This window comes from Thermus igniterrae ATCC 700962, assembly GCF_000376265.1.
In the GTDB taxonomy this organism is placed as follows: Bacteria; Deinococcota; Deinococci; order Deinococcales; family Thermaceae; genus Thermus; species Thermus igniterrae.
In genome coordinates this window covers 1-17,807 of record NZ_AQWU01000047.1, presented here as the reverse complement: position 1 = coordinate 17,807, position 17,807 = coordinate 1, and the positions used below count along the sequence as shown (strand labels likewise).

Annotated in this window: 22 protein-coding genes; 13 read left to right on the top strand and 9 right to left on the bottom strand. The window is 69.7% G+C overall.

Annotation, left to right across the window (positions count from 1 at the left end; genetic code table 11):
* Window positions 1-33: 33 nt before the first annotated feature.
* Window positions 34-972, top strand: coding sequence for a DUF4388 domain-containing protein (locus tag B128_RS0103035; RefSeq protein WP_156822373.1), 939 nt, complete (start codon window positions 34-36; stop codon window positions 970-972).
* Here B128_RS0103035 and B128_RS0103030 read toward each other — a convergent pair.
* The 5 genes from B128_RS0103030 to B128_RS0103010 are packed head-to-tail and all read right to left on the bottom strand — an operon-like array spanning window position 969 to window position 4,896.
* Window positions 969-1,607 (bottom strand): outer membrane lipoprotein carrier protein LolA, encoded by a 639-nt coding sequence (locus B128_RS0103030; RefSeq protein ID WP_018110808.1) that lies wholly within the window; start codon window positions 1,605-1,607, stop codon window positions 969-971. The two genes, B128_RS0103035 and B128_RS0103030, sit on opposite strands and share 4 nt — an antisense overlap.
* Window positions 1,607-2,359, bottom strand: coding sequence for a hypothetical protein (locus B128_RS0103025; RefSeq protein WP_026174977.1), 753 nt, complete (start codon window positions 2,357-2,359; stop codon window positions 1,607-1,609). Before B128_RS0103025 ends, B128_RS0103030 begins: the two co-directional genes overlap by 1 nt.
* Window positions 2,356-3,477, bottom strand: a complete 1,122-nt coding sequence (locus B128_RS0103020) for an ABC transporter permease (protein ID WP_018110806.1) — start codon at window positions 3,475-3,477, stop codon at window positions 2,356-2,358. The genes B128_RS0103025 and B128_RS0103020 overlap by 4 nt, the downstream gene beginning before the upstream one ends.
* On the bottom strand, window positions 3,474-4,334 hold the full coding sequence (locus tag B128_RS0103015) for an ABC transporter ATP-binding protein (protein WP_018110805.1): 861 nt from the start codon (window positions 4,332-4,334) through the stop codon (window positions 3,474-3,476). The genes B128_RS0103020 and B128_RS0103015 overlap by 4 nt, the downstream gene beginning before the upstream one ends.
* Complete coding sequence (locus B128_RS0103010; protein WP_018110804.1) at window positions 4,321-4,896, bottom strand: TetR/AcrR family transcriptional regulator; 576 nt, start codon at window positions 4,894-4,896, stop codon at window positions 4,321-4,323. Before B128_RS0103010 ends, B128_RS0103015 begins: the two co-directional genes overlap by 14 nt.
* Window positions 4,897-4,976: 80 nt before the next feature.
* Here B128_RS0103010 and B128_RS0103005 point away from each other — a divergent pair, with 80 nt between their 5' ends.
* Genes B128_RS0103005 through B128_RS0102960 form a run of 10 tightly spaced genes read left to right on the top strand, consistent with a single transcriptional unit; the run spans window position 4,977 to window position 13,288 of the window.
* Window positions 4,977-5,639: a PspA/IM30 family protein gene (locus B128_RS0103005; RefSeq protein WP_018110803.1), complete on the top strand. Its 663-nt coding sequence runs from the start codon at window positions 4,977-4,979 to the stop codon at window positions 5,637-5,639.
* Between the two features lie 3 nt (window positions 5,640-5,642).
* A complete protein-coding gene (locus B128_RS0103000) occupies window positions 5,643-6,041 on the top strand; it encodes a hypothetical protein (protein ID WP_018110802.1) in 399 nt (132 codons plus the stop codon).
* A 10-nt stretch (window positions 6,042-6,051) separates the two neighbouring features.
* Window positions 6,052-6,696, top strand: a complete 645-nt coding sequence (locus tag B128_RS0102995; protein ID WP_018110801.1) for a hypothetical protein — start codon at window positions 6,052-6,054, stop codon at window positions 6,694-6,696.
* A 7-nt stretch (window positions 6,697-6,703) separates the two neighbouring features.
* Window positions 6,704-8,551, top strand: coding sequence for a 1-deoxy-D-xylulose-5-phosphate synthase (dxs, locus tag B128_RS0102990; protein ID WP_018110800.1), 1,848 nt, complete (start codon window positions 6,704-6,706; stop codon window positions 8,549-8,551).
* Entirely contained in the window at window positions 8,538-9,152 is a 615-nt protein-coding gene (locus B128_RS0102985; protein ID WP_018110799.1) for an MBL fold metallo-hydrolase, read from the top strand. Before dxs ends, B128_RS0102985 begins: the two co-directional genes overlap by 14 nt.
* Window positions 9,149-10,141, top strand: coding sequence for a hypothetical protein (locus tag B128_RS0102980; protein ID WP_018110798.1), 993 nt, complete (start codon window positions 9,149-9,151; stop codon window positions 10,139-10,141). The genes B128_RS0102985 and B128_RS0102980 overlap by 4 nt, the downstream gene beginning before the upstream one ends.
* 37 nt (window positions 10,142-10,178) lie before the next feature.
* Window positions 10,179-11,249: a TIGR04053 family radical SAM/SPASM domain-containing protein gene (locus B128_RS0102975; protein ID WP_018110797.1), complete on the top strand. Its 1,071-nt coding sequence runs from the start codon at window positions 10,179-10,181 to the stop codon at window positions 11,247-11,249.
* Between the two features lie 28 nt (window positions 11,250-11,277).
* Complete coding sequence (locus B128_RS0102970) at window positions 11,278-11,706, top strand: c-type cytochrome (RefSeq protein WP_018110796.1); 429 nt, start codon at window positions 11,278-11,280, stop codon at window positions 11,704-11,706.
* 56 nt (window positions 11,707-11,762) lie between these two features.
* Window positions 11,763-12,311, top strand: coding sequence for a DUF2726 domain-containing protein (locus B128_RS12625; protein WP_083922069.1), 549 nt, complete (start codon window positions 11,763-11,765; stop codon window positions 12,309-12,311).
* A 38-nt stretch (window positions 12,312-12,349) separates the two neighbouring features.
* A complete protein-coding gene (locus B128_RS0102960) occupies window positions 12,350-13,288 on the top strand; it encodes a hypothetical protein (RefSeq protein WP_018110794.1) in 939 nt (312 codons plus the stop codon).
* Here B128_RS0102960 and B128_RS0102955 read toward each other — a convergent pair.
* The gene (locus B128_RS0102955; RefSeq protein WP_018110793.1) at window positions 13,275-13,595 is read right to left on the bottom strand and encodes a NifB/NifX family molybdenum-iron cluster-binding protein; all 321 of its coding nucleotides are present in this window, start codon (window positions 13,593-13,595) and stop codon (window positions 13,275-13,277) included. The two genes, B128_RS0102960 and B128_RS0102955, sit on opposite strands and share 14 nt — an antisense overlap.
* 29 nt (window positions 13,596-13,624) lie before the next feature.
* Complete coding sequence (gene moaC / locus B128_RS0102950; protein WP_018110792.1) at window positions 13,625-14,098, bottom strand: cyclic pyranopterin monophosphate synthase MoaC; 474 nt, start codon at window positions 14,096-14,098, stop codon at window positions 13,625-13,627.
* Between the two features lie 26 nt (window positions 14,099-14,124).
* Between moaC and B128_RS0102945 the strand changes: the two genes are divergently transcribed.
* Window positions 14,125-15,405, top strand: a complete 1,281-nt coding sequence (locus B128_RS0102945) for an NAD(P)/FAD-dependent oxidoreductase (protein WP_018110791.1) — start codon at window positions 14,125-14,127, stop codon at window positions 15,403-15,405.
* A gap of 4 nt (window positions 15,406-15,409) precedes the next feature.
* Here B128_RS0102945 and B128_RS0102940 read toward each other — a convergent pair whose 3' ends face one another.
* Window positions 15,410-16,909, bottom strand: a complete 1,500-nt coding sequence (locus B128_RS0102940) for a TRAP transporter large permease (RefSeq protein WP_018110790.1) — start codon at window positions 16,907-16,909, stop codon at window positions 15,410-15,412.
* Complete coding sequence (locus tag B128_RS0102935; RefSeq protein WP_026174976.1) at window positions 16,906-17,445, bottom strand: TRAP transporter small permease subunit; 540 nt, start codon at window positions 17,443-17,445, stop codon at window positions 16,906-16,908. The genes B128_RS0102940 and B128_RS0102935 overlap by 4 nt, the downstream gene beginning before the upstream one ends.
* Before the next feature lie 94 nt (window positions 17,446-17,539).
* On the opposite strand from B128_RS0102935, the gene B128_RS0102930 reads away from it, so the two are divergent.
* Window positions 17,540-17,807, top strand: a 268-nt coding sequence (locus tag B128_RS0102930) for a hypothetical protein (RefSeq protein WP_018110788.1), incomplete at its 3' end; no start/stop codon positions are given.

The following is a 17,807-nucleotide window of genomic DNA, read 5'->3' as shown; positions in this document are numbered from 1 at the left end:
CCACCCCTGAAAATGGCCCCCCAGGATGGGGGCATGGAGGTATCCCCCGAACTCCTTCCGGAAAAGGCAGGCCTCGAGGACGCCTCCACCTGGAAGGGTTCCTTCCGGGAGTTCCCCTTGGAGGCGGTTCTGGCCACCCTGGGCCGGGTGCGGGCCACGGGGAAGTTACACATCGTCCCCCTGGACGTGGGGCTCCACCTGCGGGAGGGGCGGCTCCAGGCGGTCTCCGGCCTCCTGCCCCTGGGGGACCTCCTCCTGGTGCGGGGGGAGCTTTCCGAGGAGGGCCTGGCCTCGGCCCTGGCCTCCGGGGTCCGTCCCCTGGGGCAGGCCCTCCTGCGGCAGGGGCTGGAAGCCGAGGCCCTGAGGCGCCTCCTCCTGGTCCAGGCCCAGATGGGGGTGGCCCTCCTCCTCCAGCACCTCCAGGGCCAGGCCTTCGCCTTCTACCCGGGCCCCCCCCTCCCAGAGCCGGGGGCGGACCTGGAGCTTGGGCCCCTCCTCCTCACCTGGGCCCGCTCCACCCTGCCCCTTCCCCTGGGGGCGCCGGTGGAGCTGGCCCCCAGCCCTACCCCCGTGAACCTGGACGAGGCGGAGTGGCGGCTCGTGCGCCTCATGAACGGCCGCCGCACCCTGGCCAACGTGCTCCGCTTTTCCGGGCTGGAACCGCAAAGGGCCTGGCAGAAGGCGGAAGGGCTCATCCGCCGGGGGCTGGTCCGCCCCTCGGCCCTTTTTGGCCTGCGCCTGGTGGTGCCAAGCCGCCCGCCCCGCCGCACCAACTACCACCCCCCCTCCAGCCTGATGGCCAACCTCTTCCTCAAGTGGGTGGACGGAAGACGCACCGCCGCCCAGATCGGCACCATTCTGGGCCTGAGCCCCCACGAGACCGCTCTCTACCTGGTGGACCTCTACCGGGAAGGCCTTCTGGAGGTGCACCAGGGCCGGGTGGAGATGGAAAGGCTGCTGGAAGAGTTCTAGCGGCGCACCACCTGGGCGTCCTTGGGGTAGCGCTTCAGGTCCTGGGCCCGCAGGGGGGTCCGCCGGAACTCCACCACCCTTAGGTCGGCCAGGGCCTTGCCCGCCTCGTCGCGGAAGAGGAAGCGCAGGGGCCTGGGGTCGGCCTTGAGGACGTAGAGCTCCAGGCTGGCGAAGCCCTGGCCCTCCTTGGCCGTGCCCAGAAGCCGCCAGGCCACCCCCTCGGGCAGGCGCTCCTCCCCAGCAAGCCGCAGGCTTACCCGCTCCCCTAAGGCCTTTAGGTCTCCCAGGCCCTGGGGGCTGAAGCCCAGGCCCTGCACCTGGGCCTTCTCCTTGGGGCTCACCACCAGCTGGTTGGTGAGGTAGAGGTAGTTCCAGACCTCCTTCTCGGTGACCACGGTGAAGTTCCCCTCCAAAGAGCCCGGCTTGAGGAACTCTATGCGGAAGAGGTTCTCCTTGGGCAGGGCGTAGACCCGGGCCCTGAACTCCTCCGGGCCCGAGGGGCCCTGTACCTGGCCCTGGACCACCGCCTGCCAGGGGTCTTGCAGGTTCTTCTCCACCCGGTCCAGGATCTCCGCCACCGACTGGGCCAAGGCCAGCACCCCGAGGGCCAAGAGGCCAAGCCACGCTCTTCTCATCACGGCCACCTCCAGGCGTACCGGACCCAGGCGTAGGGGGCCTTCTGGTAGCCCACCTCCAGGCCCAGGTCCCCAAGCCACGCCCCCACGCTACCCGCCCAGGGATGGGAAAGGGTGAGGAAAAGGCTAGCCTCCCCTAAGTAAAGGGCGGCCTCGAGGCGGTTCACCCCCCCGAGGCGCAGGGCCAGGTCCAAGACCTCCATCCCCTCCCCCACCTCCCCCTTCCAGCCCAGGACCAGGTAGGGCCCGGAGGCGAACCCCGCCCCCAGGGTGTAGGTGGCCTCCTCCCGCAGGGCGTAGGTGGCCTCGGCCCGCAAACCCCTTTCTCCCTCCAGGAGGAGGCCCACCACCCCCCGGGGCACCAGGCGGTAGCGCAGGTGCAGGCGGCCAAAAAGCCCCTCCTCGGGGAAGAGGGGGAAGGCCCCTTGCGGGCGGTAGCCGAGCCTTCCCTGGAGGGCCAGGGGGCCGGCACCCCCTTCGGCAAAGGCCACCCCGCCCAGACCCCCAGCCCCCACCTCCCCCTGGGCCCCGTAGGCCAAAAAGCCCAAGGGCCCCAGGGAGAGGCCGCCCGCAAGGCCCAGGGCCCCCCGCTCCCCCTGGAGCCGCACATAGGCCTCCCCGCCCTCCAGGGCCAGGGCGGCCTCGAGGGTGGGCGTCCAGCCCCCAGGCCCCCCGTAGACCCCCGCCTCCAGCCGCCCCTGGGCCAGGGCCCAGGAGGCCAAAAGGAACCCCAGCATCCAGGCCTTCCTCATACCGCCACCTGCCTTTGGAAGCGGGCCGAAGCCAGGAAGAGGACCAGGGCGGAAAACAGGGCCAGGGCCAGGAGGTGGGGCCAGAGCACGCCAAGCCCCACCCCCTTCAGCATCACCCCCCGGAGCACCTCAATGAGGTAGCGGGCGGGCACTAGGTAGGAGAGGAACTGGAAAAACCGGGGCATGCCGTCTATGGGGAAGACAAAGCCCGAGAGGAAGATGGTGGGAAAGGCGTAGGCGTAGGTGCCGAACACCGCCTGCACCTGGGTGCGGGCCAGGGTGGAGATGAGGACGCCCGCGGCCAAAGAGCCCAGGACGAAGAGGAACATGGCCAAAAGGAGCAGGGCCAAGCTCCCCCGCACCGGCACTCCAAAGACCCAGTGCCCCAGGGCCAGGACCAAAAGGGCCACCCCGAAGGCGATGACCAGGTAGGGGAGGACCTTCCCCAGGACCATCTCGTGGGGCCTTAGGGGGGAGGCCAGGAGGCTTTCCATCATGCGGCTTTCCACCTCCCGCACGATGGAAAGCGCCGTGAGGAGCACGGTGAACATGGTGAGCACCAGGCCGATGATACCGGGGATCATGAACCAGGCGGTCTTGTTCTCGGGATTGTAGAGGGTGTGGAGGCTGGGGCTTAGGGGGGGCAGAACCGCCTCCCCCGCCAGGGCCCGGCCCACCTGGATGCGGGCGTTCACCTCCTGGATGGCCCGGCGCAGGGCGGCCTGGGCCTGGAAGGCGAAGTTGGGGTCGGTGCCGTCCACGTAGACCTCCAGGGCCACGCTCTCCCCCCGGCGCACCCGTTCCAGGGCTCCCGGGGGGACGACCAGCCCCACCCGGGCCCGCCCCCGGTCCACCGCCTCCACCACCTCCTCGGGGGTCTGGGCCGTGTAGGCCAGGCGGAAGCGCTCCTCCTCGCCAAGCGCCGCCAAAAGGGCCTGGCTGATGCGGTCCTGGGCGGCGTCGTGGAGGGCCAGGGGGATGTGCTTCAGGGTGAAGTTGATGGCGTAGCCGAAGAGGAGGAGCATGAGGCTAGGCAGGAGGACAATCAGCCGGGGCAGGACGCGGTCGCGGCGTATCTGCAAGAACTCCTTTTCCGCCAGGGCCAGGATGCGGTTCACGGGGCCTCCCTGGTAAGAAGGGCAAAAACGTCCTCCAGGCTGGGGGCCACCTCCTGGAAGCCCTCGCCCAGGGGGGCGTCCTTCTTGGCGATGAGCCGCACGCCCTCCCCGCTGGGCCAGGCCTCGAGGACCCCGGGAAGCGCCGCCACCGCCTCCAGGGAGCCCCCGGGGACGAAGAGGAAGCGGGCCCGCGCCTGGGCCAGGGCCTTGAGCTCCTGGGGCGTGCCCGTGGCCAGCACCCTTCCCCCGTAGAGGAGGGCCAGGCGGTGGCAGCGCTCGGCCTCGTCCATGTAGTGGGTGGTGACCAGCACCGCCGCTCCCCGCGCCGCCTCCTGGTGGATGAGGTCCCAGATCCTCCGGCGGGAAAGGGGGTCCAGGCCGGTGGTGGGCTCGTCCAGGAAGAGCACCTCGGGACGGTGCACCACCGCCTGGGCCAGGGCCAGGCGTTGCCGCCACCCCCCCGAAAGATGGCCCGCCAGGGAGCGGGCGTAGGGCTGGAGGCCAAAGCGCGAAAGGATCTCCTCCACCAGGGCCCGGGCCTCCTTCGGGCGATAGAGGCGGGCGCGGAAGAGGAGGTTCTCCTCCACCGTGAGGTCCCGGTAGACGGAGGCTTCCTGGGTGGCGTAGCCGATGCGGGCCTTGACCCCCTCCGGCTCCTTGCCCACCTCCAGCCCCGCCACCCAGGCCCTACCCCCATCCGGCCGCAAGACCCCGGAGAGGATGCGCACCAGGGTGGTCTTCCCCGCCCCATTGGGCCCCAGGAGGCCGAAGACCTCCCCGGAGCCCACGAAGAGGCTCACCCTGTCCAGGGCCTTCACCCCGCCGAAGCTCCGCGTGACCTCCTCAGCGTGCACCATACCGTCCCTCCAGATACCCCCGCACGTAGGCCTCCGGGTCCAGGGGAAGCCGCACCCCCAGGGCCTCCCCCAGGAGGAAGCGGGCAAAAAGGGGGCCCAAAAAGGCCAAGGCCAGTTCCTCCGGGGGCTCGTCCTTCCGCAAAAGGCCCTCCTCCTGCTTGGCCCGGAAAAGGGCCACCGCCTGGCCCATGGCTGTCCGCAGGGGAAGCGCCTCCCCCTGCCCCAGCTCGGGGTGGCGGAGGAGCTCGGAAAGGAGCTTGGGCAGGAGGGCCCGGTGGGCCTCGAGAAGGTCCAGATAGGCCGCCAGAAGCTCCCCAAGCCCCTCCTCCAGGGGCGCGGTCTCCCGCGGCAGGCGCTCCAGAAAGCCCTGGGGCACGAAGGCGGAAAGGGCCGCCTTGAAGAGGCCCTCCTTGCTGCCAAAGCGGCGGAAGAGCGTCACCTCGCTCACCCCCGCCCGCCGGGCCACCTCCTTGGTGGTGGCCCCCCGGTAGCCCCGTTCCGCCAGGAGCTCCAAGGCCGCCTGGAGGAGGCGGGCTTCCGCGGGGGCCTTATGCAAGTACATACTTGCAATGCCAACCTACCCCTCCCCACTCACCCCGTCAAGGGACGGGTGTGGCATACTCAAGGCCAGGAGGCCAAGCCATGAACCTACTGGACCGCATCGGGCGCCTTATCCGGGCCAACCTCAACGACCTTTTGCGCCGGGCCGAGGACCCGGAGAAGCTCATTGAGCAGGCCCTCCTGGACATGAAGGAGGCCTTAAAGGAGGCGCGGGAGCAGGTGGCCGCCGCCCTGGCCGAGGGCAAGCGCCTGGAGCGCGAGGTGGAAAGCCACCTCAAGGAGGCCGCTCTTTGGGAGGAAAAGGCCAAGGAGGCCCTGGGGGCAGGCCGGGAGGACCTGGCCAAGGAGGCCTTAAGGCGCAGGAAGCGGGCCCTGGACCTGGCCGAGGGTTTCCGCCAGCAGGCGGAGGAGCAAAAAGCCCTCACCGACCGCCTCCTCACCCAGCTCAAGGCCCTCGAGGCCAAGATCGACGAGGCCGAGGCCCGCAAGAAGCTCCTCCTGGCCCGCAAGAAGGGGGTGGAGGCGGCGGAGGCCGTGCGCCGCATGGAGTCCCGGCTGGACCAGCACCCGGCCCTGGAGGCCTTTGAGGAGATGGAGGCCCGCATCCTGGCCATGGAGGACCGGCACGAGGCCCTGAAAAGCCTGGAGGGCCAGGACCTGGAGGAGGCCCTCAAGGAGCTCTCCCACGAAAAGGAGGTGGAGGAGGCCCTCGCCCGCCTCAAGAAGGAACTGGGCCAGTCTTAACGCATGCCCGCCCTGCTGGAACTCCTTCTCCTCCTCCTGGCCCTGCTGGTGCTGGCCCTCCTCTTCCGGCCCCCACCCCGGGGCCTCGCCTGGGCCAAGGTCCGGCTCAAGGGGCTTTTGGACTGGGGGGAGGTGGAGGGGGCCTTAAGGGCCCTGGAAGCCCAGGAAAAGGAGGTGGCGGAGGCCCTGGAAGCCCCCCACCTCCTGCCGGAGACCCGGGAGGAGTTAAAGCAGGCCCTGCGCCGCATCCAGGGACAGCGCCAGCGGGTTTTGGCCCTTCTGGAAAGCCTGGCGGCAGAGCGAGCTCTGGCGCGGGGGGACCTGGAGGCCGCCCGGCGGCTGGAGGCCCGCCTCGAGGACCTGCGGGAAGTGTTGGCCAGCCTACGGGCCAAGGAGGGTTAAACTCCGTACCATGAGGCGGTACCTTATGGCCTCCTTGTTCCTCCTCGCCGCCTGCGCCCCCCAGGTGACCCAGGCCCCGGAAGCCCGTCCCAACCTGCAGGAGACGGCCTTCTACCCCGCCACCACCGGGCTGGAATGGGTCTACCTTCCTGAGGGGGAGGCCCTCTCCACCCCCCCTTTCCGGGTGCGGGTGGAGGGCCCGGCGGTCTTTGAGGGGCAGGAGGCCCTGCGCTTCCGTAGCCTCGGCCGGGGGGAGGAGCGGGTCTACTACCGGCAGGTGGGGCCCTTTGGGGTGCGCCTCCTGGGCTTCCAGGACCCCTCGGCCCGGGTGGTCTTCACCCCGCCCCTCCTGGAGTACCCCCCGGAGGTCCTGCTGGCCGTGGGGTACCGCTGGGGGGGCACCACCCAGGTGCGGGTGGAGCTCCTCAGCCCCGGCGGCCGGGAGCCCTTGGCCCAGGGGGTCTTGAACTACAGCATGGAGGTCCTGGAGGAGCGGGAGGTGGGCCTGCCCGCGGGCACCTTCCGGATCTTCCGCATCCGCCAGACCTACCAAGACGAGCGCAGTCAGGATGTCCGGGAAGTTTGGTTCGCCCCCCGGGTGGGGGAGGTGCGCACCCGGGAGGGCCGGATCCTGGTGGAACGCAACTTCCGATGAGGTGGCTATGGTACTGGACAAGGTCAACAGCCCCGAGGACCTGAAGCGCCTGAGCCTGGAGGAGCTCCTGGCCCTGGCCGAGGAGATCCGCAGCGAGATCATCCGGGTCACGGCGCAAAACGGCGGCCACCTGGCCAGCTCCCTGGGGGCGGTGGAGCTCATCCTGGCCCTCCACCGGGTCTTCCACTCCCCCAAGGACCGCATCCTCTTTGACGTGGGCCACCAGGCCTACGCCCACAAGCTGGTCACCGGGCGGAAGGACCGCTTCCACACCCTGCGCCAGGAGGGGGGCATATCGGGCTTCACCAAGGTCTCGGAGTCCGAGCACGACGCCATCACCGTGGGGCACGCCAGCACCTCCTTGGCCAATGCCCTGGGCATGGCCATCGCCCGGGACCTAAAGGGGGAGGACTACCACGTGGTGGCGGTCATCGGGGACGGGGCCCTCACGGGGGGGATGGCCCTGGCGGCCCTCAACAAGATCGGGGAGCTGGGCAAGCGGATGCTCATCATCCTGAACGACAACGAGATGAGCATCTCGGAAAACGTGGGGGCCCTCAACAAGTACTTCAAGGAGCTCCAGATAAGGAAGTGGGTCCAGGACGCGGAGAAGCTGGGGCGAAGCCTCCTGGAGCACATCTCCCCCAAGCTCTTCGGCCTGGTGGACCGGGCCAAGGAGGCGGCCAAGCTCATCCTGCACCAGGAGAACCCCTTCTACGCCTGGGGCATCCGCTACGTGGGCCCGGTGGACGGCCACGACCTGAAGGGCCTCATCCACATCCTGGAGCACCTGAAAGAGCTGGAAGGCCCCACCCTGCTCCACGTGGTCACCCAGAAGGGCAAGGGCTACAAGGTGGCGGAGGCCGACCCCATCTACTGGCACGGCCCCCCGGGCTTCAACCCCGAGAAGCCGGAGAAGGTGTCCAAGGGCTACTCCTGGAGCCAGGCCTTTGGGGACGCCGTCACGGAGCTTGCCCACCTGGAGCCCCGCCTCTTCGTCCTCACCCCGGCCATGCGGGAGGGTTCGGGCCTGGTGCGCTACTCCCTGGAGCACCCCGAGCGCTACCTGGACGTGGGCATCTGCGAGGACGTGGCGGTGACCACGGCGGCGGGGATGGCCCTGCGGGGCCTCAAGCCCATCGTGGCCATCTACTCCACCTTCCTGCAGCGGGCCTACGACCAGGTGATCCACGACGTGGCCATAGAGAACCTGCCCGTGGTCTTCGCCATTGACCGCGCCGGGATCGTGGGGGCGGACGGGGCCACCCACCACGGGGTCTTTGACATCGCCTATTTGCGCACCATCCCCAACCTGCAGATCGCCGCCCCCAAGGACGCCCTGGAGCTTAGGGCCATGCTGAAGAAGGCCCTGGAGCTGGGGGGGCCTGTGGCCATCCGCTACCCCCGGGACAACGTGGAACGGGTCCCGGAAGGGGTGTGGCCGGAGATCGCCTGGGGCACCTGGGAGGTGCTCAAGGAGGGCACCGAGGCCTACATCCTGGCCTTCGGCAAGACGTTGCGCTACGCCCTCGAGGCCGCCGGGGAAGACCCCCGGGTGGGGGTGGTGAACGCCCGCTTCCTGAAGCCCCTGGACCGGGAAGCCCTCCAGCGCCTCGCCCGCTACAAGCTCCTCACCGTGGAGGACCACCAGAAGATGGGCGGGTTTGGCAGCGCGGTGCTGGAGGCCCTGAACGAACTGGGCCTGCGGACCGAGGTGCGGGTCCTGGGCCTCCCCGACCGCTTCTTTGACCACGGCACCATCCCCAGCCTCCACCGCCAGGCGGGCATAGACGCCGAGGGCATCCGCAAGGCCCTGGCGGAGATGGGCGTGGGCTCCCTCTATGAGCGGGCCTGAGGCCCTGCGCTTCGCCGCCAACCTGTACCGCCTCCCCGCTCCCGGAGGGTATTTCCTGGTGGATGCGGGCCTCCCCTGGGAGGCAAAGCGGCTCCTCCGCCAGCTCCCAGGGCCCCCCAAGCTCCTTTTCCTCACCCATCACCACCTGGACCACAGCGGGGGGGCCCGGGCCCTGTGGGAGCGCTTCGGCATCCCCGTCCTGGCCCATCCCCGGGAGTGGCCCTACCTCACGGGGGAAAGGCCAAGGCCCCCCCTGCCGGTTCCCCTCCTGGGAGGGTGGCTGGCCAACCTGGCCCCGCCCCTTCCCAAGGAGGCCCTGCGGCCCGTGGCCGAGGGGGACGAGGTCCTGGGGTGGCGGGTGGTGGCCCTTCCCGGCCACACCCTGGGCCAGGTGGGCCTCCTCCGGGAAGGGGTACTCATCGCCGGGGACGCCCTGAGGGGCCGGGGGCTTCCCCCACGCTGGATCAACGAGGACCACGAGGCGGCCAGGGGCACCCTGCGCAAGATCCTGGAGCTCGGGGTGGAGCGGGTCTACCTGGGCCACGGGGGGCCCTTGGGACGGGAAGAGGTGGAGGCTCTAGCCCGTAGACTGGGGGTATGAGAAAGCCCGTCTTCCTGCTTTTCCTGGGCCTCCTGGCCCTGGCCCAAGAGGTGGTGGTCTACCCCGGATTCGCCGAGGTGAAGGAGCCCGTATTCCTGCCCCCGGGGGCCTGGGTCTACCTGGCGGGGGAAAGGCTTGCCCGTATGGCCCCGGGCTCCTTAAGGCTTCTGGGAGTGGAGGAACAGGAGCGGGTTTACCAGGGCACCACGGTCCTCTTCCGCTACCGGGGGGAGGGAAAGGCCACCCTGCGCTACCTCTACACCGGGCTTTCCGGAGAGGTCTTCTACACCCTGGAGGAGGGCCGCCTCACCGCCTGGGCCCGGCTGCGGCTGGAAGGGGAGGCCCTGGAGGCCAAAAAGCTCACCCTCCTGGCCGGGGAAGCCCCCCTGCTGGAGGCCAAGGCCGCCCCGGGCGTGGCCCTGCGCGCCCTGGCGGAGGCCCCCGGGGAAAGCCCCTTCGGCCTCTTCCGCTACGAGCTCCTCCCGCGAAGGGTGGAGCCCGGAACCACGGAGATTCCCTTCCTACGGGCGGACGTGGCCCCAGCGCGCCTGCTACGCTACCAGGGCCCCTTCCGCACCGACCGCCTTCTGCCCCTGGAGCGGGGCTACCGCTTCGCCGCCCCCTTCCCCCTGGCCCCCGGGGCCCTGGAGGTGGTGGAGGGGGGCCTCTTCCTGGGCCAGGCCCCCCTCCCGGGCACGCCCCGGGGGGAGCCGGCGGAGGTGTGGTTGGGACGGGACCTCGAGGCCCGCCTGGAACGCCAGGTGAGCCTCCTGGGCCAGGGGGAGAAGGAGGCCACCTACCGGGTGGAAACCCGGTTGGAAAACCCCTACCCCTACCCCATCACCCTCCTCCTCGCCGAGGTCTTCCCCCAGCCCTTCCGCCTGGACTTCCCCGGGGCCACCCTCCTGCCCCAGGGCTACCGCCTGGAACTCTCCCTGAAGGCCAAGGAGGCCCGCACCCTGACCTACCGCCTTACCCTCCCCCGCTAGGACATCTGTCCCACCCCTTCTCCCCCATCCTGGGGGCATGAAGCCCGACCTCCACCGCTTCCCCCTCCTGGTGGCCTGGGAGATGACCCGGGCCTGCCTGCTGGCCTGCGTCCACTGCCGGGCCTCCGCCGAACCCGACCCCCTGCCCGGAGAACTCACCACCGAGGAGGGCCTGCGGCTCCTCCGGGAGCTTGCCACCTACACCCCCAAGCCCATCCTCCTGCCCACCGGCGGCGACCCCCTGGCCCGTCCCGATCTCTTCCTCCTCCTGGAGGAGGCCCAGCGCCTGGGGATCAAGGTGGGGATTACCCCGGCCGTCACCCCCCGGCTCACCCGGGAGGTGGTGGCCCGCTTCAAGGCCCTTGGGGTACACCAGATGGCCATCTCCCTGGACGGGGCGAGCCCCGAGGCCCACGACGGCTTCCGGGGGGTGCCGGGCACCTTCGCCCTGGCCCTACAGGCCCTGGACTGGGCCCGGGAGGTGGGGCTCCTGACCCAGGTGAACACCACGGTCTCCCGCCGTACCGTGGGGGAACTCCCGGGCATCGCCCGCATCCTGGCGGAAAAGGGGGTGGCCACCTGGGAGGTCTTCTTCCTGGTGCCCGTGGGCCGGGGAGCGCTTCTGGAGCAGCTTTCCCCGGAGGAGTACGAGGCGGTGATGCACCTCCTCTATGACCTCTCCCGCCAGTACCCCTTCAAGGTGCGCACCACCGAGGGACCCATGTTCCGTCGGGTGGCCCTGGAGCGCCGCCAGGCCCAAGGAGGGGAGGACGGGGCCCTGGTGGGGGAGGGCCGGGGGGTTCACCTTTCCGATGGCTTTGGCTTTGTCTTCGTTTCCGCCACCGGAGAGGTCTATCCCTCGGGCTTCCTGCCCCTTTCCGCGGGCAACGTGCGGGAAAAAAGCCTGCTGGAGATTTACCAGAAGAGCCCCCTCTTCCTGGAGCTCCGCAACAAGGCCCTGCTCAAGGGCAAGTGCGGGGTCTGCGAGTACCGGGAGCTCTGCGGGGGAAGCCGGGCCCGGGCCTGGGCGGAAACCGGGGACCACCTGGCCCAGGACCCCCGGTGCGCCTACGTCCCCAAGGCCCTAGGACAAATGCCCCTGGCCTGAGGGGCAAACGCCCCCCTATCCTTAGGGCATGAAGCGCCTGCTCCCTTTGTTGGCCTTTCTGGGCCTCCTGGCCCTGGCCCAAAGCCCCGGGGCCAAGCTGTACTCGGCCAACTGCCAAAGCTGCCACCAGGCCACCGGGCAGGGCCTGGCCGGGGCCTTCCCGCCCCTCACCCACCTGGACAAGCTGGTCCAGGCCAAGGGGGGCCGGGAGTACCTGATCCGCACGGTTCTCTACGGCCTCCAGGGGCCCCTCACCGTGGAGGGCAAGGCCTACAACGGCCTCATGCCCCCCTTCCGGCAGCTCAGGGACCAGGAGGTGGCCGACCTCCTGAACCACATCCTCACCACCTTCGCCAAGTCCAAGGCCAAGCCCATCAGCGCCGAGGAGGTGAAGGCGCAAAGGGCCAAGACCATGGCCCCGCAGGACGTCCTCAAGTCCCGTCCCCCGGTCAAGTAGACCGGTGTACTCCCTCCCCCCGGGGCCCAGGAGCCCCGGGATATATACTTAAATTCATGGAAGTGCTCTTCTTTGTTTTTATCCTCCTCGGCGCAATGGCCATCCTGCTTGGCTTGCGCGGCGCACATAGGGAAAAAAAGCACGCGGAGGCTTCCAAGACTCCGGCCTCCCTTCCTTATAAGCTTAAGCCTGCCCTCTTAAGCCCGGCAGAACGGTCTTTCTGGGGGGTTTTACAAAAGGTGCTCCCCAACGAGCATCTGGTTTGGCCCAAGGTACGCCTCCTAGACCTTCTACTGGTGGATGGGGAAGGTGGACAGCGCCTATCAGCCCTAAATCGGGTGCAGGCCAAACATCTAGATTTCTTGGTGGTGCGTGCTCGGGACGCCAGGCCTATTCTGGCCATTGAGCTAGATGACCGCAGCCACCAGCGCCCTGATCGGCAGGAGCGCGATCGGTTTATAGACGAACTTATGCAAAAAGTAGGACTGCCTCTGGTGCGGATACAAGCCCGGCATGCCTACGCCCCTGAGGCACTCAAAGCGCTACTCGCTCCTCACCTGGAAGCGGATGGAGCTTCATCAAACGACCCCTTGAGGCCCAGATAACCTTTACATTCCCGGCGAGTGGGAATAATGAAGCCAAGGTGGGTCCCGGGTTTCACCGCCTTTACGCCCAGCGCCTGGCCTGGCGCTACCGGCTTCTTTTGGCCCTGGGCCTAGCCCTCCTGGGCTTCCTCTACCCGCCTTTGGCCCTCCTCTCCCCCCTTGGCCTCCTCCTACCCGCCCGCCTCTTTGAGGGGCAGGCCCTGCGGGCCATCGCCCGGGCCAGCCTGGCCTACCCCACGGCCCTGGCCTACGGGGAGGAGCGCCTTTGGCGCGAGGCCGAGCGGGTGCGGGTGGCGCTTCCCCCCTTCCCCCTTGGGCTCCTTCTGGCCTACCTCCTGGCCCTCCTGCTCCTTTTGGCCGTGCTGGCCTGGGCTCCCCCGGGAAGCCCCTGGGCCCCCTGGGGCCTCCCCCAGGCGGAGCGTCCCCTAACCACCCAGGGCGCGGAGGGCGAGGACGCCAAGGCCCCAGGCGAAGGGGAAAGGGTCCCAGCCCAAGGCTCCTCGGAAGGGGAAGCCACCCCGGCCCCCGGGGAAGCCCCAGGAACCCAGGCCACCCCCAAGGCCTCAGAAGGCCCTGGTAAGGAGGCCGCGGAGACCCAGGAGGGAACTCCCCGGGAGGCCCCAGGGCCCAGCCCAAGGGCCAACGGCCAGGAGGCCGCCCCCGGGAGGGAAGGGGCCTCCCCTTCCCCAGGGGGAGCCCAGGGGGATGGGGAGGGCCCGGAGGCCAAGGCCCCAGGGAGCTCGGGCCCAGCCCCAGAGGTGGGGGGGAAGACCCCGGCCCCGCTCCCTACCCCCTCGAGGCCCGGCCAGGGCCTCCTGGAACCCGGACAGGAGGGAGAGGCCCCAGGGCTCCCCAGCCCCTGGGCCCAGGGCCGCCCCCCGGAAGGGGTGCGCCGGGGGGTGGAGGTCTACCTGGAGCGCACCCCCCTACCCCCCGAGGCCCGCGAGCTCCTGAGGCGCTACTTCAGCGGGCCCTGATCCGGCTCAGGGCCTCGGCCACGCTCACCGGCCCCACCTCCACCCGGTCGGCCATGGGGAAGGCCCCCATGGACCCTCCGTGCCCGAAGCGGGCCCCCACCCGCAGGTCCACGTCCTTCAGGAGTTCCCGCATGCGCTGGTGCTTGTCCCCGCCCTCCAGGGCGGCGTAGGGGTTTTCCCGCACCTCCAGGAGCCGGGCCTCCCCGTCCTCCCCCACCTCGTAAATGGCGAAGCGGGGGGCATGGCCGAAGGGGCCGGGGTAGACCCTCTCAGGGTCGTTCTTGGCCAGGGCGATGGCAAGCCGCATGGCCTCAGCATACACCCTTGGGGTATGGGCTACCCCTCCCGGCGCCACTCCCCGCTCTTGCCCCCCGCCTTGTGCAGGAGGCGTACCTGGGAGATGACGAGGCCCTTGGAAACCGCCTTCAGCATGTCGTAGACGGTGAGGGCGGCCACGGCGCAGGCGGTGAGGGCCTCCATCTCCACCCCCGTCTCGGCCTTGGTGCGCACCGTGGCCTGCAGGTGCACCCGCCGCTCCTCCTTGAGGAGCTCGGCCCGCACCTCCACCCCGGTGAGGGGCAGGGGGTGGCAGAGGGGGATGAGGTCCGCGGTGCGCTTGGCCGCCATGATCCCCGCCAACTGGGCCACGGCCAAGGGGTCCCCCTTCCCCACCCCGCCCCCCTCCAGGGCGGCCAGGGCCTCTTCGGTGAGCTCCACGTAGGCCTCGGCGGTGGCGGTGCGAAAGGTGGGGGGCTTTTCCGTCACGTCCACCATGTGGGGCTTGCCGTCCTTGAAGTGGGTGAGGTCCATGGCCTAAGTGTAGTACCCTGGGGCCAATGCCTGCCCATGAGGTGCTGGTGGTGGGGGCAGGGCTTTTGGGGCTTTCCGCCGCCCATTTCCTGGCCAAGAAGGGGTTGCGGGTGGCGGTCCTGGAGCGGGAAGCCCCCCTGGCCTGCACCAGCGACAAGTCCACGGAGTGCTACCGGGTCTTCTGGCCGGGGGACGAGGCCCTGGCCGCCCTGATGGCCCACAGCCTGGAGCTCCTGCCCCCTTTTCGCCCCACGGCCCGGCCGAACCGCCGGGGCTACCTCTACCTGGGGGAGGAGGCGGCGCTGGCCCTCCTGGCGGAAAAGGCCCCCCACGCTGGCCCCCTCCGGGTCCACCGGCAAGGGGCCTCCTACCCCCAGGGGGCCGAGGAGGGCCTGGACCTCCTCCGCCCGGGGGCCTTGGGGGAGGCCTTCCCCTACCTGGCCCACCTGCGGGGGGTGGTGGGGCTCCACGTGCGCCCCGCGGGGTGGCTCTCCGCCCAGGGCCTGGGCATGGGGCTCCTCGAGGCCTTCCGCACCCTGGGAGGAAGCCTCCTGCACGGGGAGTTCCTGGGCCTGGAGCAAGAAGGAGGCAGGCCCCGCTACGCCCGGGTGCGCCAGGGGCAAAGGGAGACCCTCTTCCCCTTCCAGGCCCTGGTCCTGGCCCCGGGACCCGGTCTGCCCGCCCTGGCCAGGGCCCTAGGCCTGGACCTGCCCCTCCAGGCCGAGCCCCACTTCAAGGCCTGGTTCCCCGACCCCCTGGGGCGCTTTCCCCGGGAAGCCCCCCTCCTCATCTGGAACGCTCCCCAGGAGGTCTTCACCCCGGAGGAGAAGGCCCTCCTCCAGGAGGAACCCGCCCTCACCCCCCTCCTCGGCCCCCTCCCCCCCGGGGCCCACGGCCGCCCGGAGGGGGAGGGCTTTCTGGCCCTCTACAACCCCTTCCCCAAGGCGGAGGCGCCCCGGGCCTGTACCCCCCTTCCGCCCCCCTGGGCGGGGGAGGTGGCCTTGAGGGGCCTCTTTCCCCTGCTCCCCGGCCTCAGGGCCTACCTGGGGGCGCGGCCCCGGGTGGACGGGGGCTACTACGTGCGCACCCCGGAGAACCGGCCCCTCCTGGGCCCCGTGGCCGAGGGGGTCTACCTCCTGGGGGCCTTCTCGGGGTACGGGGTCATGGCCGCCCTGGGAGCGGGGGAGCTCCTGGCCCGCTGGGTGACGGGGGAGGAGCTCCCCGCCTACGCCCAGGCCTTGGCCCCGGGGCGCTACCAGGACCCCACCTACCGCCCCTCCCTCGAGGCCGCCCAGGCCCAGCTCTAGGCCCCTACCCCCCGAAGCCCGCCCCGTGGACGAAGCGGAGGATGGGCTCCCGCAGGAGGTAGGTGAGGAGGAGGACCAGAAGCTGGAGCCCGATGAAGGGGACCCCTCCCAGGTAGATGTCCGCGGTGCGCACGCTGGCCGGGGCCACGTTGCGCAGGTAGAAGAGGGCGAAGCCGAAGGGCGGGGTGAGGAAGGAGGTCTGCAGGTTCACCCCCACCAGAAGGCCGAACCAGAGCTTGTCTATGCCCAGGGCCTCCGCCCCGATGGCCAGGAGGGGCAGGGCGATGAAGGCGATCTCAAAGAAGTCAATGAAGAAGCCCAGGAGGAAGACCAAAAGCATCACGAAGAGGATGAAGCCCACCTCCCCCCCGGGCAGGCCGGTGAGGAACCCTTCCACCCAGAGGTCCCCGTCCACCCCGCGGAAGACCAGGCTGAAGAGGGTGGAGCCGATGAGGATGAAGATGACGAAGGCGGTGAGCTTGGCCGTGCCCTCCATGGCCCCATAGAGGACGGGAAAGCTCAGGCGGCGGTTCAGGGCGGCCAGCACCAGGGCCCCCACCACCCCCATGGCCCCGGCCTCCGTGGGGGTGGCGAGGCCGATGAGCACCGTCCCCAGCACCAGAAAGATGAGAACCAGGGGAGGCACCATGGAGAGGAGGGCCTTCCTCAGGAGGGGGTTCTTGCGGATCCAGGGAAGGAGGACCAGGGTCCAGAGGAAGAGGGCCAGGAGGACCTCCAGCCACTCGGCCCAGACGGGCAGGAAACGGCCCACGGCGTAGGCCCCCACCCCCACCAGGAGGTAGGAGAGGAGGGCGAAGGCCGCCTGGGCCTCCTTACCGGCGTCCGGGCGGGCCTCCGGGGGAAGGGCCGGGGCCCAGCTGGGCCGGAAGAGGGCCACGTAGACCACGTAGAGGAAGTAAAAGGCCACGGTGAGCCCCGCGGGAATCAGGGCCGCCTGGTACATGTCCCCCACGCTCACCCCCAGCTGGTCGGAGAGGACGATGAGCACCACGCTGGGGGGGATGATCTGGGCCAGGGTGGCCGAGCCCAGAATCACCCCGCTGGCAAAGCGGGGGTTATAGCCGTACTTGAGCATGATGGGCAGGGAGATGAGGCCCATGGCCATGACGCTGGCGGCCACCACCCCGGTGGTGGCCGCCAGGATGGCCCCCACGAAGACCACGCTCAGGGCAAGCCCGCCCCTCAGGGGCCCGAAGAGCTTGCCCATGGTGTCCAGGAGGTCCTCCGCCAGCCCGCTCTTCTCCAGGATGATGCCCATGAAGGTGAAGAAGGGGATGGCCAGGAGGAGCTGGTTGGACATGATGCCGAAGATGCGGTCGGGCATGGCCCGGAGCAGGGGGGCGGGGAAGATGTCCAGGGCGATGCCCAAAAACCCGAAGACGATGCCCACCGCCCCCAGGGAGAAGGCCACCGGATAGCCGGAAAGGAGGAAGACGATGAGGGCCAGGAACATCAGGGGGGGCATGAGGCCTTCCAGGCTCACTTCACCACCTCCTCCTTTTCCTCACTAAGCTCCAGGTGGCCGGTGAGGAAGGCCAGGCGCTTGATGAGCTCGGAAATCCCCTGCAGGGCCAGGAGGGCGAAGCCCAGGGGCAGGGCCAGCTTGATGGGCCAGCGGGGAAGCCCGCCCACATCGGGGGACATCTCCCGGCCTACCAAGGAGTTCATGGCCCAGGGCCAGGCCAGGTAGATGACCCCCAGGGCCATGGGCAGGAGGAAGAGGAGCGTGCCCACCAGGTCAATCCAGGCCTGGGTGCGCCGGGAGAAGCGGCCGAAGACCAGGTCAATGCGCACGTGGGCGTTGTGCTTCAGGGCGTAGGCCCCCCCGAGGAGGAAGATGAGGCTGAACATGTACCACTGGGCCTCGAGGTAGGCGTTGGAGCTGTAGTTGAACCCATAGCGCATGATGGCGTTGCCCGCGGAAAGCAGGGCCACCAAAAGGACCAGCCAGACCACCAGCCGCCCCACGCCCTCGCTCAGGGCGTCTATGGCTCGGGACAAAGCTAAAAGCGCACGCATTCCCTAACCCCCTTGAAAACCCGCCCCATCCTACCGAGGGCCGGATTGGGTGTCAATGCGCTCAGGGCTTGCCTTGCAAAGGTCAGGAGGACGGGTGTATATCTCTCTCCTGATGGGCAAGCGAGGCTTCCTTCGCAGGGAGGCAAGCCCCAAGGAGGTCTTGGAACACTGCCTGCGCCTGGCCCGGGAGGTGGCCCCTCCCACCCCCAAAGGCAAGCGGGGCCGCCCCTGGCGCTACAGCCACGCCCTTTACCTGGCCCTCCTTCTCTTCCGCGCCTTCTTCCACCTCACCTACCGCGAGACGGAGGCCTCACTCCAGGACCTGATGGAAGGCCCCTTCCCTTCCCACCAGTCCCTGGCCC

Bases quoted from the DNA above. Each gene is read 5' to 3' on its own strand.
- B128_RS0103000 (WP_018110802.1), top strand. From the start codon at position 5,643: ATGCCCGCCCTGCTGGAACTCCTTCTCCTCCTCCTGGCCCTGCTGGTG.
- B128_RS0102985 (WP_018110799.1), top strand. From the start codon at position 8,538: ATGAGCGGGCCTGAGGCCCTGCGCTTCGCCGCCAACCTGTACCGCCTC.
- B128_RS0103030 (WP_018110808.1), bottom strand. From the start codon at position 1,607: ATGAGAAGAGCGTGGCTTGGCCTCTTGGCCCTCGGGGTGCTGGCCTTG.
- dxs (WP_018110800.1), top strand. From the start codon at position 6,704: ATGGTACTGGACAAGGTCAACAGCCCCGAGGACCTGAAGCGCCTGAGC.
- B128_RS12625 (WP_083922069.1), top strand. From the start codon at position 11,763: ATGGAAGTGCTCTTCTTTGTTTTTATCCTCCTCGGCGCAATGGCCATC.
- B128_RS0103025 (WP_026174977.1), bottom strand. From the start codon at position 2,359: ATGAGGAAGGCCTGGATGCTGGGGTTCCTTTTGGCCTCCTGGGCCCTG.
- B128_RS0102955 (WP_018110793.1), bottom strand. From the start codon at position 13,595: ATGCGGCTTGCCATCGCCCTGGCCAAGAACGACCCTGAGAGGGTCTAC.
- B128_RS0103005 (WP_018110803.1), top strand. From the start codon at position 4,977: ATGAACCTACTGGACCGCATCGGGCGCCTTATCCGGGCCAACCTCAAC.
- B128_RS0102935 (WP_026174976.1), bottom strand. From the start codon at position 17,445: ATGCGTGCGCTTTTAGCTTTGTCCCGAGCCATAGACGCCCTGAGCGAG.
- B128_RS0102945 (WP_018110791.1), top strand. From the start codon at position 14,125: ATGCCTGCCCATGAGGTGCTGGTGGTGGGGGCAGGGCTTTTGGGGCTT.
- B128_RS0102975 (WP_018110797.1), top strand. From the start codon at position 10,179: ATGAAGCCCGACCTCCACCGCTTCCCCCTCCTGGTGGCCTGGGAGATG.
- moaC (WP_018110792.1), bottom strand. From the start codon at position 14,098: ATGGACCTCACCCACTTCAAGGACGGCAAGCCCCACATGGTGGACGTG.
- B128_RS0103035 (WP_156822373.1), top strand. From the start codon at position 34: ATGGAGGTATCCCCCGAACTCCTTCCGGAAAAGGCAGGCCTCGAGGAC.
- B128_RS0102995 (WP_018110801.1), top strand. From the start codon at position 6,052: ATGAGGCGGTACCTTATGGCCTCCTTGTTCCTCCTCGCCGCCTGCGCC.
- B128_RS0103010 (WP_018110804.1), bottom strand. From the start codon at position 4,896: ATGTACTTGCATAAGGCCCCCGCGGAAGCCCGCCTCCTCCAGGCGGCC.
- B128_RS0102970 (WP_018110796.1), top strand. From the start codon at position 11,278: ATGAAGCGCCTGCTCCCTTTGTTGGCCTTTCTGGGCCTCCTGGCCCTG.
- B128_RS0103015 (WP_018110805.1), bottom strand. From the start codon at position 4,334: ATGGTGCACGCTGAGGAGGTCACGCGGAGCTTCGGCGGGGTGAAGGCC.
- B128_RS0102980 (WP_018110798.1), top strand. From the start codon at position 9,149: ATGAGAAAGCCCGTCTTCCTGCTTTTCCTGGGCCTCCTGGCCCTGGCC.